The organism is Ruegeria sp. AD6 (genome assembly GCF_056542325.1).
Genome location: NZ_JBQFZQ010000005.1, coordinates 157829 through 171052, shown reverse-complemented (window position 1 = coordinate 171052; position 13224 = coordinate 157829). Strand labels below are relative to the sequence as shown.

Below are 13224 nucleotides of genomic sequence, written 5' to 3'. Positions count from 1 at the left end.
CCCGATAGCTCGCGCGGTATAGCTTGCCCGGACGATATTGAACGGAGCCTGAATTGGAATCGCTGCTTGTTCTTCTTGGCCTGATTGTACTGGCCATTCCGGTAACGATTGTCGTGCTTTTGGTTGGCCAAGCGCGCTTGCGCCGCCGGGTTGAGCACCTTGAGCGGCAAGTACAGGCGCTGTCGCCGGGTCAGGCTGAGGTCGAACTGCCAGAGGCCGTGGCATCGGCGCCAGAGCCAAAAGCCGAGGTGGATTTGCCCGCATCAGAGGCCGCGCCCGGCCCATGGTCGCCACCTGACCAAAAGCAGGATCCTCCGGTTGCCGAAGAGACCGAGCCATCAGGGGCCGTTGTTTTCCGGCAGGATCGCTTTGCGGTCCTCGGGCTGTGGCTGCGCGAGAACTGGTTTTATGCGGTTTCGGCCCTGTCCTTGGCCTTGGCCGGTATCTTTCTGGTTCAGTACGGGGTTGAAAATGGGCTGCTGCCACCGGCTGCGCGGGTCGCGGCATCTTTGGCCTTTGGGGTCGCGCTGATCGTGGTGGGCGAAGTCATTCGCCGCAGGTTCGGCGATGACGAAACAGCCTCGACCGCGTATCTGCCATCGGTCTTTTCCGGCGCGGGCTTGGTGACATTGTTCGGCGGCATTCTGGCCGCCCGGCAACTCTATGACCTGATCTCGCCCGAAGCGGCGCTGGTTGGCATGGTTCTGGTCGCGCTGGTGGGTCTGGTGCTTGGCTGGTTCCACGGGCCGCTGCTGGCTGCTGTGGGACTGATAGGAGCGTTTGCGGCCCCCTTTATGGTCGGCGGCTCATCCGATGATCCGACCTGGCTTTATGGCTACTTTGTCATCCTGACCTTGCTGGGTCTGGGTATCGATACGGTGCGGCGCTGGGCGTGGATTACGGTGCTGACGCTTTTTGCTGCCTATGTTTCGTGCCTGCTGCTGGTTCTGTCCTCACCACTGACCGAGCCGGGCTATCTGATCAGCGTCACCGTGCTGGCACTTCTGGCCATTGCAATTCCCAACCAGCGCATCTGGCCCGATCACGCGGGCCCCATGGTGGCCGAGATCATCCGGCGCAAGAAAGGTGATCCGTGGCCCGCCTTCCCAACCCGCGTGGCATTTTCCGCAGTGGCCGTCAGCTCGGCCATCCTGTCCCTGCACTGGGCGGATTCGGCGGGTGAGTTCTGGCTGACCATATGCTTGCTGCTCGGGTTGGCTCTGGCACTGCTTTTGTGGGCCAAGGACGCGCCTGCCTTGCAGGATGTCACGGTGTTCCCGGCTGTTGGGTTGATCGGCTTTGTCGTCGCGCATGGCCTCGAAAACGGCACCGTCGCGCGCACCTTCGCGGCCACCTATGCCGAGACGCCCGAAGCAGACGCCCCGTTAGTTGTCACGATACTGGTCGCATTGGGCGTGCTGGTCTCAGTTCTTGCGGCTTGGCGATCCTGCAACGCAGACCGATACGCCGCCATATGGGCCGGGGCGGCCGCCGTGTTCGCGCCCGCCATGGCCATCGCGCTGGAGGTCGGCTGGCATCCGGCCAAGGTGATCGGCCCGTACCCCTGGGCGCTGCACGCCATCGTTCTGGGTGCGGTGATGGTTGGTATAGCGGAACGCTTCGCCCGCGTTGATGGCGAGAACCGGATGCGGCCCGCGCTGGCCACGCTTTCAGCGCTGTCCTGTCTGGCCTTTGCCTGCGTGATCGTCCTCAGTTCCGCAGCGCTAACGATTGCGCTGGTCGTGACCATCGTGGTCGCTGCGGCGTTGGATCGCCGGTTCACTTTGCCGCCGATGAGCTGGTTTATCTGGGCAGGTGTGTTCACGGTAACCGTACGGCTGGTTCTGGACCCCGGTCTGCGCTGGGCCGAAAGCGCACCACTTGCCGAGATGGCGCTGGTCTACGCTTCGGCGACGCTTGGGTTCTTTGTCGGCTGGGTGCTGATCAAACCGCTGGATCGCCCGATTGCCAAGCTGCTGCTCGAAAGCGCGGCCTGGGCGACCGGAGGCATTTTGCTATCGCTGCTTCTGCTGCGCTGGCTGGAGGCGTTTGGTGAGGGCGGGGCCGAGAACAGCCATTGGGGTCTGGGCCTGCTGTCCGTCATCTGGCTGCTGCTGGCCTATGCGCAGGTGCAACGCTTCGAACTGGGCGGCAAGCTGACCTATGCGCGCTATGCTCTGGCGATCTTCTTCGCTGGTCACGGGGTGCTGCGTCTGGTCGAAGCTCTGGTAGATCGCAATCCGTTGCTGAACCCCTTGGCCGAGCCGGTTCTGGGCCCTCCGCTGTTGAACACACTGGCGGTGGCCTATCTGATCCCCGCACTGGCCATCGGGTTTTCGGCCTGGAGGATTACGTCCATGCCCAAGCATTTGCGGCAGGTCAGCTATGGTGTGGCTGCGGGTTTAGTGACCGTCTGGCTAGGCCTGACCATCCGCCATGTCTGGCAGGGTGCCGAGGGCATGTACGAGGGCAACGGCGTAACCCAGCCCGAGCTTTATACCTATACCCTGACCCTTTTGATTGTCGGTGCGGCGTTGTTCTACCAATCGCTCGCGCGGCGGTCCGACCTGATGCGCAAGGCGGGGCTGGCGGTGATCGGGCTGGCCGTGGCCAAGGTGTTCCTGATCGACATCGCGGGCCTTGGCGGTCTGATCCGCGTCTTCTCGCTGCTGGCGCTGGGCCTCGCGCTGGCGGGGCTTGCATGGCTCAATCGTTGGGCCAAGCTGCGCCATTTGCCGCAAGGCTCGGAACCTCTGGACCATTGAGAGCGGGCGTCATATAAGCGCGGCCATGTTTGACCGTTTGGCCATCGTTATTCGAATTATATCCCCGGCGCTCTGATCCTCGAGACGCCGGGCAAAGGTGTTTGAGACTTCGCACCGACCGCTTCGATCCTAGTACGACCAGATCACCCAAAGGACGCCCCCAATGTGCGCCGACACGACCCAAACACCTGACTACAAAGACACGCTGAACCTGCCCAAGACCGATTTCCCCATGCGCGCCGGCCTGCCCAAGCGCGAGCCCGCATGGCTGGACCGTTGGGCAAAGATCGGCGTCTATGACCGCCTGCGCGAGAAAGAGGGCCGCACGCCCTTTACCCTGCATGACGGCCCACCCTACGCGAACGGCCACCTGCATATCGGCCACGCGCTGAACAAGACCATCAAAGACATGATCGTGCGGTCCCATCAGATGATGGGGTTTGACGCGCGCTATGTGCCCGGCTGGGACTGCCACGGTCTGCCCATCGAATGGAAGATCGAGGAGCAGTACCGCAAGAAAGGCAAGAACAAGGACGAGGTGAACGTCGTCGACTTCCGTCAGGAATGCCGCAAGTTCGCCGAGGGCTGGATCGATATCCAGCGCGAAGAGTTCAAGCGTCTGGGCATCACCGGCAACTGGGCCGATCCCTATATCACCATGGACTACCACGCCGAGGCAGTGATCGCCGACGAGTTCATGAAGTTCCTGTTGAACGGCACGCTCTATCAGGGCTCGAAACCCGTAATGTGGTCGCCTGTTGAAAAGACCGCGCTGGCCGAGGCCGAGGTCGAGTATCACGACAAGGAAAGCTTTACCATCTGGGTGAAGTTCAGGGTCGTGAATGCAGGCGATCTGGATGATGCCTATGTGGTGATCTGGACGACGACTCCGTGGACCATGCCGTCGAACAAGGCGGTCGTTTACGGCAAGGATATCTCCTACGGCCTGTACGAAGTCACCGACACGCCGGACGAATGCTGGGCCAGTGTTGGCGACAAGTTCCTGCTGGCCGACAATCTGGCCGCGGATGTGCTGGGCCGTGCCCGTCTGAACGACGACCAGTGGACCCGTGTCCGCGATGTAACCACCGATGAACTGGAAGGCGTGCAACTGACCCACCCGCTGGCCGGGGCCGAGGGCGGCAATGGCGAGTGGGATGATCTTCGCGATTTCCGCGCCGCTGAGTTTGTGACCGACACCGAAGGCACCGGATTCGTCCACTGTGCGCCGTCACACGGGATGGAAGAATTCGAGTTGTACCGCGATCTGGGGATGCTCGAGCAGGTCATCACTTATAACGTGATGGACGATGGCTCGTTCCGCGCTGATCTGCCGTTCTTCGGCGGCAAATACATCCTGTCCCGCAAGGGCGGTGAGGGTGATGCGAACAAAGCCGTGATCGACAAGCTGGTCGAGGTTGGTGGGCTGCTGGCACGCGGCAAGATCAAGCACAGCTATCCGCATTCGTGGCGCTCGAAAGCGCCGATCATCTACCGCAACACGCCGCAGTGGTTTGCCTCGGTCGACCGCAAGCTGGATGACGGCATGGGTGAGATGGGCGACACCATCCGCGAACGTGCGCTGCGGTCCATCGACGAGCTGGTGAAATGGACGCCGCAGACCGGCCGCAACCGTCTGTATTCGATGATCGAGGCGCGCCCGGACTGGGTTCTGTCGCGCCAGCGCGCCTGGGGTGTGCCGTTGACCTGCTTCACCAAGAAAGGTGCTCTGCCCACCGACGCGGATTACCTGCTGCGCAACGCAGACCTGAACGCCCGCATCAAGGCGGCGTTCGAGAAGGACGGCGCGGATATCTGGTATACCGAAGGCTTCAAAGAGCAAGTGCTGGACGGCATTGCCAACCCGGACGACTACGACCAGGTGTTCGATGTGCTGGACGTGTGGTTCGACTCGGGTTCGACCCACGCCTTCGTTTTGCGCGACCGTGAGGACGGGACCGAGGACGGCATCGCCGATGTCTACATGGAAGGCACCGACCAGCATCGTGGTTGGTTCCATTCGTCCATGCTGCAGGCCTGCGGCACCAAGGGACGCGCGCCATATCGGAACGTGGTGACCCACGGCTTCACGCTGGACGCCAAGGGCAACAAGATGTCCAAGTCGCTGGGCAACACCATTGTCCCGGAGGAGATCGTCAAGCAATACGGCGCGGATATCCTGCGCCTGTGGGTTGCTCAGACCGACTATACCGCTGACCAGCGGATCGGGCCGGAAATCCTGAAGGGCACCGCTGACAGCTATCGCCGTTTGCGCAACACGATGCGGTTCATGCTGGGCTCTCTGGCAGACTTTACCGAAGCCGACCGGGTCGATCCGCAGGACATGCCGCGTCTGGAACGCTGGGTGCTCAGCCGTCTGGCGGAACTGGATGAACAGGTGCGCAAGGGCTATGCGTCCTTCGACTTCCAGGGTGTGTTCAGCGCGGTGTTTACCTTTGCCACGGTCGATCTGTCGTCTTTCTATTTCGACGTCCGCAAAGACGCGCTCTATTGCGACGGTGATACCCTGCGCCGCCGTTCGGCCCGTACGGTGCTGGACATCCTGTTCCACCGCCTGACCACATGGCTGGCCCCTGTTCTGGTTTTCACCATGGAAGAGGTTTGGCTGGAGCGGTTCCCGGGCGACGACAGTTCGGTCCATCTGGTGGATTTCCCCGAAACGCCCGCCGATTGGCGCGACGTCGAGTTGGAAACCAACATGGCCAAGGTTCGTCGCGTGCGCCGCGCCGTGACCGCCGCGCTTGAGGTGCAGCGCCAGGACAAGGTGATCGGATCGAGCCTTGAGGCCGCGCCGATTGTAAATGTCGAGGATGGCGAAACCCGCGACTTGCTGGCGACGTTTGACGTGGATGACATGTGCATCACCTCCGGCTTGACCGTCACGGGCGATCCAGCCCCGGCCGAGGCGTTCCGCGTGCCGGAAATCGAAGGCGTCGCAGTGATTTTCGAGAAAGCCGAGGGAAAAAAATGTCAGCGCTGCTGGAAGATCCTGCCGGATGTCGGGCTGCACGCGCATGAAGGCGTATGTGGACGCTGCAACGAAGCACTGGGCTAAAGCGAACCGCCCCCTCGGGTATCTGAGGGGGCGATTTCAGTTCAGGACTGTTTGGTCTGAGGTGTCGGGTTGAACAGGTCGAACCCGATTTTCGGATCCGTCAAAGCTTTCCAGACCTCATAATCGGTAAAATACCCGGAATGCCCTCCGGGATTGACCGATATGTTGCGATCCGAGAATATCAGGCCGCCTTCGATTTCAGTGCCGACGAAATCATCCTGCCGGAAGATGTTGAACCACGCGGCATTCAGTTTACCGGCAACGACCGTAAACATCTCGGGGAAATAGCGCTGGTAGATATGCGTGACCGGGCAGCCCATCGTGATCAATGTCAGGTTCCGCCCGTTTATCAGCCGTTGCACCCGCGGGTCGGCCAACATCTGGGTCGCAATCACAGTGCCCTGAGAGTGCGAGATCACGGTGATATGGTCCGCCGGAAAGACGTCCAGCACATAGTGCATTGTGCGATAGAACCGTTCGTCAATGGCGGTACGGTCCGGGTAGTTGTGGATTCTGCTGTTCAGATCTGCGCTGATGAAACATCTGTCGCGAATGGCATAAGTCACAATGTCCCGCGCCACGCCCAGCCCGGCAGCAACAAAATCCGAAAACCGGTACATCAAGGCCGTCGCGCCCAGCACGATCAGGCCGATCTCACCGTGAAAACAAGCAAGCCGATCCAAAGCCCAGGCAATGACATAAGCGTCGTTCAGGGTGGTTTTGCAGACAGAGCCATGGTGCGGGTTCGTGACAATCTCGCGGATCGTCACCAGAACCAGCACAATCGCCCCAAACAAAAAGACCCATTGCGCAAACCGATTGACAATCGCGCGGCTGATCAGCCCGTTGCGGGCATGCAGGTTCGCCTTGAACTTTCGGCGACCGGCAAACAGCCCGCCACCGACCAAAAGCAACAGAACGATGGCGATGAACACGGCGCTTAGCGTTTCGATCGAGTCGCGCAGGTTGGCGTCGAACAAGGTCTGGAGCTGACCGTCCGACAAGAAATCAACGGTTTTCAACATCTGTTCGATGGTTAGCCACAAGCCCGAAATGAAGAACATCCAGAAGATCATCATGCCGGCGCAAATGCTTGGATAAAGCCGCCTGTGTTCTGTCAGATTGTCGTTGATCTGAATGGGGGCGGCGGACATCAAGTACAGAAGTAGTGTCAGGAAGATCAGCGTGGCCCAGAAGACCGACAATATGTAGATCTGAAAGCCAACAAAGGGTTCCAGGATCAAAGGACAGAAAGTTGTCTCTGACGGGATGCAGTTGCGAAATTCAGCGCCAACCGGCCCGAGGGCCAGGCCAAGCGCCAGAACGACGCCCATCCCGAACATGCCGCGCCAAAACACCCGTCGCAGATAGGTCGGGGCGGAAAAACCACGCAGCAGACCAACAACAGCTCCGCCCGCGTAAAGCGCGAGAAGCAGCCAGAACAGCAATGTCGGGCTTTGAAAAAATCCGACCGGAATTCTGTCGATCATTATCACCGCCGCGCCCAGCAACAGATAGGCGTTCAGGGTCGCGACCGCGCCAAAAAAGATCCAGGTGAACAGATGAACCAACTGTGCGGCGAAAGTGTTCCTGCCGTTGGGGGCGTCCGGGGCGATATTCTTGCGCTGATGGGTCTGTTCGACATTGTCCATCGCCAGATAGCCCAGCGCCAGAACCACCCAGATCAGATCCAGTATTGTCTTGATGGCCCCTTTTGGCGCGGGCGAACGATCTGCCCAATAAACCTCGGCAAACAGGGCCACGTCGCTGGGGACCGAGGGTTTGGTTACTTTCCGCAGATTAACCTTATAGAGCTTGGCATTGCGCGGGGTGCCGTTGAACGTTGTCTCGGCCAGCTCGATCATGCCGCGTTCGACCTCGATCGGGGGTTTGGGTCGCCCGTCCAGCCAGGTCGTGGCCGCGCCAACGACCTGATCTACCGTTTCACCGGGTTTCTGTTCGCCGATACCATGAACTGTGAGGACAAGATGCCGTCCCATTCCCCCAAAACTCCAACGCATAAAACAATGCCATCAGCATAGCACGGGCCGAGGGTTTTCCCAAAAGGACGCGCTTATCTGGCGATTTGTCTAAATTTGCGACGCGGGAATTGGCCAACTGGGCCCGGCCAAGACCAACTGCGCCCGCGCTGTTTCAGCAGGCAGGCGCAGGATGAACTTGGGCTTCTGCGGCGTTGTCAGGCGGACGGTCAGCCTTCCTCTTCCTCGGGATCGAAATTCGCGATCACAAGGTTTTCGAGGAATGCGATCAACTCGTCCTGCTGTTCCTCGGGCAGCGCAATGAACGCGTTCTTGCTAAGCTCCGCCGCGCCGCCATGGGCCATAATCGCCTCTCGCAATGTGGTGGCATGGCCGTGGTGCAGCCACGGACCCGTCGAGCCGACACCCGCCAGCGACCGCGTGGGCCAAACTGAGGCACCAAAGCCATAAGCGTCAATCGGATCGGCAAGCTTGGGACCCATGTCGTGACGGCGGAAATCGGTGTACCAGAACACGGTTGCGCCGGTCTCGCCCTTGCTTGGGAACGCGCCCAAATGGACCTCGCTGCCGTCGGCCATTGCGATCCGGTTGTTGGGCTGATCTTTGGTCAGGTCAAACCACATGGGGTTTTTCCCGTCCAAACCCAGTTTGGCGGCGATTGCGCCGCTGGGCAGTTCTTCCTCGCTATATCCCGGCACGGCGCTGGGTTCGGCAAACACCGCATTGTTCAGATCGACGCTTGGCACGTGGCAGGACGTGCACCCGGCATCCACCAGCCGCTGTTCGCCGCGCAACAGCTTGTATTTCTCATCCTGGGTCAACTCGACCAAACCCAGTTCCGCAAGTTCCAGCTTGGAGGTTGGCCGCTCTAACGCAGCCATATAGAGCGTGACAGCGGTGACGTCTCCGACCGTCAGTTCGCCGGTCACACCATCGAAATCCCCGTCCTCGTTTCCGACCAACTCGACCGCCTGCATTCCCATCTCGTTATGGGCCGCACTTCTGGCGAAGCTGCGCAGGGTCGAGTGCAAGCCTTTCCAACCGAAAGGACGCACGATCAGGTCCTCATCGATTCCGTAGACCTCATCGTAGTTAATGCTGGCCTTGCAGGTCGTTCCGTCCAGCTCGGCCGAGGCTGTAAGCGCGCCAAAGGAAATACCCTTGGACACCAGATAGTGCTTGATCGGGAAGCTTTCCTCGCAGGTTTCCTTGGCCAGCGCGGCTTCCTGTTGCTTCAGGTCTTGGGTGATTTCCTCGGCGACCCGCTGCACTGCTCCAAGGCCGAACAGATGCAGGGTGTTGCGTTCCAGAAAGCTGGATGGATCACCCGAATGCGTCGGGTCGATCACAACGTTCATCGCCATCGGTCCCGCCCCGTTGGCCAGCGGGGCAGAGTGGCAGGAAATGCACGAATGCGCCTGTGGGCCGCCTTCGCGGGCGGGAAAATGTTCGGCCCAATCCCCGGCGCTGGCCAGATCGGCGCGTGGCAGGCGCGAGAAATACTGGCCATCTGAGACACGTGCACCAACCCCGCGCTCCATCGTATAGTCCGCTTCGGTTATTTCGTCGCCGGCCTCAAAGGCATAGACGAAAGCCTTGAGCCGGTCCTTGCCCAACCGCGACATCAGGTCTTTCTGATCGACCGGCGGAGGCGTTTCGGCCAAAGCAACTGAAGCTGATAAAACAAGCGAACCTACAACAATAACGCGAATCTGATTTCGCATCCCATCCCCCATTGGCGTTGATTTCAGCTGCCCTCACGTTAGGGATAACAATTCATCACGACAACGTTTTATGTGAATGCGTGTTTGTTTAAGTGGATGAGCGCCGAGCCTTGCGAAACTGAGCCCGCTCTGACAGCATCGCGACATGCCGATGATTGCCGTTGAAACGCGTTTTGGATGCCTTGGGGTGGAAGAGCAGGACGGCTTTGTCAGGCGTCTTGTTTGGCATGGTGCAGACGAAGGTGAACCGACGGCTCTGCTGCACGAGGCCGCGGCCCAGTTGCGGGCCTATGATGCGGGTCAGCTTGACCGTTTCGACCTGCCGTACCGTGTCGAAGGGTCCGCGTTTCAAAAGCAGGTTTGCGATCTGATGTACGCGATCCCATTGGGTGAGACACGCACATACGGGGACATCGCAAAAGAGCTGGGCCAACCTGCGCAGCCGGTGGGGCAAGCCTGCGGGGCAAACCCGATCCCGGTCATTATTCCCTGTCATCGGGTGCTGGCCGCCAACGGTCTGGGCGGGTTTTCCGGTGATGGCGGGATCGAGACGAAGGTGGCCCTTTTGCGTCATGAAAAGGCAGCGGGCCTGTTGATCTGAGTGACGGAAATCAGTTGCAATCCGAAATCCGGATGCTCAACTTATATTTGATGCTGAATTTGAAGGATCCTATTGCATGATGACCGACGCAGACCGTGCCGCCCGCAAGAAGGCCATTATTGACAAGCTGATGTCGTTAGAGGCGCAGGAACTGGCGACCGCTCAGGCGCATTACGATGCCTTCCTGAAAGACGCTCAGCTGGATGACCGCGAGGGCCACGACAAGGACGATATCGCGGCCTCGCGTGAGAATGCGGATCTGGCGGCCGCTTTTGACGCCCCGGTCCATGCGCACCATGCCAAGATCGACGTCATTGAAAACACCGATTTCGGCCTGACCGATACGGTGCAGCCGGGCGCGATCATCAAGTTCAACAACCGCCGCTTTGTTGTCTGCGTTTCCACGACGCGGTTTGACGTGGACGGCAAGACCTATATGGGCATTTCAACGCAAAGCCCGATCTATCTGGCCATGGTTGGGCTACAGGCCGGAGATGTCTTTACCCATAACGGCACCGAGTTCGAGGTTCAGGACGTCCTGTAACCCCCTCTAGGTATTGCGCTGCGGTATGATCTGCTGCGCGATACCGGCAAAGGTCAGATACAGGCTGGTGACAACCAGCCCCCAATGCGCCCAGCTTTCAGGGTGGAAATCGACCCAGGCTGCCCAGCCCGCAAAGAAGGTCCAGGCCAGGGCCATCGGCAAGGTCAGGCTGCGCCAGCGTTCGGTCCGTACGGGATGGACGAATTTCAGCGGCAGGAACATTGCAATCGACAGCAACGTCACCAGCACCAGGCTGAACCAGAAGTTGGGTTCAAGCGCGAAAATCACGATAACCACCATATTCCAGCATCCAGGGAAGCCGGAAAACGAGTTGTCCTTGGTTTTCATGCGCGTATCGGCAAAATACATCGCGCTTGCAAAGGTGATGACAATGATTGCAAACCATCCGGTCCAGCCATCCATCAACCCGGATTTGAACAGGGCATAGGCCGGAATGAACACGTAGGTCAGGTAATCGATGATCAGGTCCAGCAGGACGCCATCGAATTCAGGCGCGTTTTTCTTGACGTGATAGTGTCGGGCCAAAGGACCGTCGATGCCATCGACTATGAAGGAAACGACAAGCCAGAGATACATCAGGCTCCACTTTTCCTCGACGGCGGCCAGCATGGCCAGCATGGCGAAAACGGCGCCCGTTGCGGTGAAAAGATGGACGGCTAATGCTTTGAATCTAAGTGTCATGCGGCTGTCATGTACGATGCGTTGGCGAGATGCAAATCAAAAGCCCGCTTAAGTTGCAGAAGTCTTCAGGACGCAGCGTTCCAGGCGTCACGCTTTGGGATGCGCACGGTTGTAAACCTCCATCAACCGCGCGGTATCGACGGCAGTGTAAGCCTGAGTGGTCGATAATGAGGCGTGGCCCAGCAGTTCCTGAATTGCACGCAAATCCCCCCCGGCCGTAAGCAGGTGGGTGGCAAAGCTGTGTCGCATGGCATGAGGTGTGGCCGTTGACGGCAGGCCCAGTTGCATCCGCGCCTTGGCCATCGCGCCCTGAATGGCCCGCGGGTTCAGCCGCCCGCCGCGCACGCCGCGAAACAAGGGCGCATCGTCGGCCTGAGGGTGCGGGCAGAGTTTCAGGTATCGGGTCACGGCCTCACGGGCGGCGGGTATGACCGGAACAATGCGTTCTTTCCCGCCTTTGCCCATGATGCGCAGGGTTGCAGGCAGCGGGGCGTCGGCTCCGGTCAGGGACAAGGCTTCGGATATCCGCAAACCGCAACCGTAAAGCAGAGTGACCACCGCCACATCGCGGGCAGAAACCCAGTCCGAGGTCGATTGCAGCTCGACCGTGTCGATCATCGCGCGGGCGGCGTCTTCTGCAAGGGGGCGGGGTAGTTTCTTTGTGAACTTGGGCGCGCGGGTGGACAGGACGGCGGTGGGTTCAAAGCCTTCACGTTCGGCCAGCCAGCGGTAGAAGCTTTTGACAGCGGAGAGTTTACGCGCCAGCGACCGCGCGCCGACGCCCGATCCGCGCTGATCCGCCATCCAGGCCCGCATGTCCGATACGGTAATGCGTTCCAAAGCGGCCAAACCCTGACGATCCCCGTGGTGCAGGGTCATGAAGGACAGGAAATCGGTGACGTCACCGCGATAGGCGGTTTGTGTGTTGTCCGATCGCCCGGCCAGCGCGCTGAGGCTCTCCAACCAGTGTTGGAGGGCGTCCCGGCAGGCCGGGGAGATCAGGCTCACGACAGCCAGTGACGCATCGACCGTTCGAAAACGCCTGCAAAAAAGGCCAGAAGATCAGTGCCAAGCTGCGGGGTAAAGTGGCGCGGATCCGACGCGCCCATCACGATCATGCCGGGCAAACGGCCCGCGCCCAGATCCAGCTTAAGGCAGGCCTCGGACCGCAGATGGGTTGCTCCGGTTCCATAGACGCGCGGGTTTGCGCGTTGAATTTCGCGCAACGTGACCTCGCGGGCCGGGCCGCCGCGGTCATAGGTCAGGTAGGTATCGACAAAACCGGGCTCGACGACGGTCAGAACACCGCCCAGCTTGTCGATGGCCGGATCGTCCTGCACCACCGTGGTTTCCAGAACCAGCGTGACGCGGTCGACCCGCAGGATCTCGGCCACGTCATTGCCCAGAACCTTCAGGAAGTCCTCGAACTCGACCGGTTCCAGCAGCCGCAGAATGGCGCGGTGCACTTGATTGGTGCCCGCCAGATTCTCGTAAGCGGCGGCGATGACCGAGCGGTGCGTGTCTTCCAGCCGGTCCAGCCGCGCCTCGAGCCGTTGCATGGCGATACCGCGCAGGTCGATCACATTGTCGCCGCGCGCCTGTTCATTGGCGGCCACAAGCGCCTGCATCAGATCCTTGTCGTCCAGCAACGCGTCGGGCTTGGCCAGAATCGCGGCGCGGAGGTTATCCTCGAGTTTTGGGTTGCTGCTCATGTCCCGTCCGGTCGGTTTTTTGTTTTGGCGGCTTATACCATGACAGGTCGGGATTGCCTTGGAAAAAATGCACGTATGGGTGGATTTTGGTGCGATCTGT

General features: G+C 60.1%; 9 protein-coding genes. 4 read left to right on the top strand and 5 right to left on the bottom strand.

Going from position 1 to position 13224, the window contains the following annotated elements:
• The first annotated feature begins 53 nt into the window (after positions 1-53).
• Together ACR0KJ_RS12510 and ileS are read left to right on the top strand one after the other, a co-directional pair.
• The gene (locus tag ACR0KJ_RS12510; protein ID WP_480626827.1) at positions 54-2765 is read left to right on the top strand and encodes a DUF2339 domain-containing protein; all 2712 of its coding nucleotides are present in this window, start codon (positions 54-56) and stop codon (positions 2763-2765) included.
• A gap of 163 nt (positions 2766-2928) precedes the next feature.
• Positions 2929-5841 (top strand): isoleucine--tRNA ligase, encoded by a 2913-nt coding sequence (gene ileS, locus ACR0KJ_RS12505; RefSeq protein ID WP_480626826.1) that lies wholly within the window; start codon positions 2929-2931, stop codon positions 5839-5841.
• A 41-nt stretch (positions 5842-5882) separates the two neighbouring features.
• Here ileS and ACR0KJ_RS12500 read toward each other — a convergent pair whose 3' ends face one another.
• A complete protein-coding gene (locus ACR0KJ_RS12500; protein ID WP_480626825.1) occupies positions 5883-7841 on the bottom strand; it encodes a hypothetical protein in 1959 nt (652 codons plus the stop codon).
• Between the two features lie 209 nt (positions 7842-8050).
• The gene (locus ACR0KJ_RS12495) at positions 8051-9565 is read right to left on the bottom strand and encodes a di-heme oxidoredictase family protein (RefSeq protein ID WP_480626824.1); all 1515 of its coding nucleotides are present in this window, start codon (positions 9563-9565) and stop codon (positions 8051-8053) included.
• A gap of 145 nt (positions 9566-9710) precedes the next feature.
• Here ACR0KJ_RS12495 and ACR0KJ_RS12490 point away from each other — a divergent pair, with 145 nt between their 5' ends.
• Positions 9711-10166 (top strand): methylated-DNA--[protein]-cysteine S-methyltransferase, encoded by a 456-nt coding sequence (locus ACR0KJ_RS12490; RefSeq protein WP_170623768.1) that lies wholly within the window; start codon positions 9711-9713, stop codon positions 10164-10166.
• Between the two features lie 76 nt (positions 10167-10242).
• Positions 10243-10710, top strand: coding sequence for a hypothetical protein (locus ACR0KJ_RS12485; RefSeq protein WP_480580196.1), 468 nt, complete (start codon positions 10243-10245; stop codon positions 10708-10710).
• A 6-nt stretch (positions 10711-10716) separates the two neighbouring features.
• On the opposite strand, the gene ACR0KJ_RS12480 is transcribed toward ACR0KJ_RS12485, so the two are convergent.
• From ACR0KJ_RS12480 to ACR0KJ_RS12470, 3 genes are all read right to left on the bottom strand, one after another.
• Positions 10717-11412 (bottom strand): CDP-alcohol phosphatidyltransferase family protein, encoded by a 696-nt coding sequence (locus ACR0KJ_RS12480; protein ID WP_170454326.1) that lies wholly within the window; start codon positions 11410-11412, stop codon positions 10717-10719.
• 87 nt (positions 11413-11499) lie between these two features.
• Positions 11500-12420 carry a tyrosine recombinase XerC gene (locus tag ACR0KJ_RS12475; RefSeq protein ID WP_170623766.1) on the bottom strand — a complete coding sequence of 307 codons (921 nt, stop codon included), beginning with the start codon at positions 12418-12420 and terminating at the stop codon, positions 11500-11502.
• The gene (locus tag ACR0KJ_RS12470) at positions 12417-13124 is read right to left on the bottom strand and encodes a DUF484 family protein (protein WP_170454322.1); all 708 of its coding nucleotides are present in this window, start codon (positions 13122-13124) and stop codon (positions 12417-12419) included. Before ACR0KJ_RS12470 ends, ACR0KJ_RS12475 begins: the two co-directional genes overlap by 4 nt.
• Positions 13125-13224 lie beyond the last annotated feature (100 nt).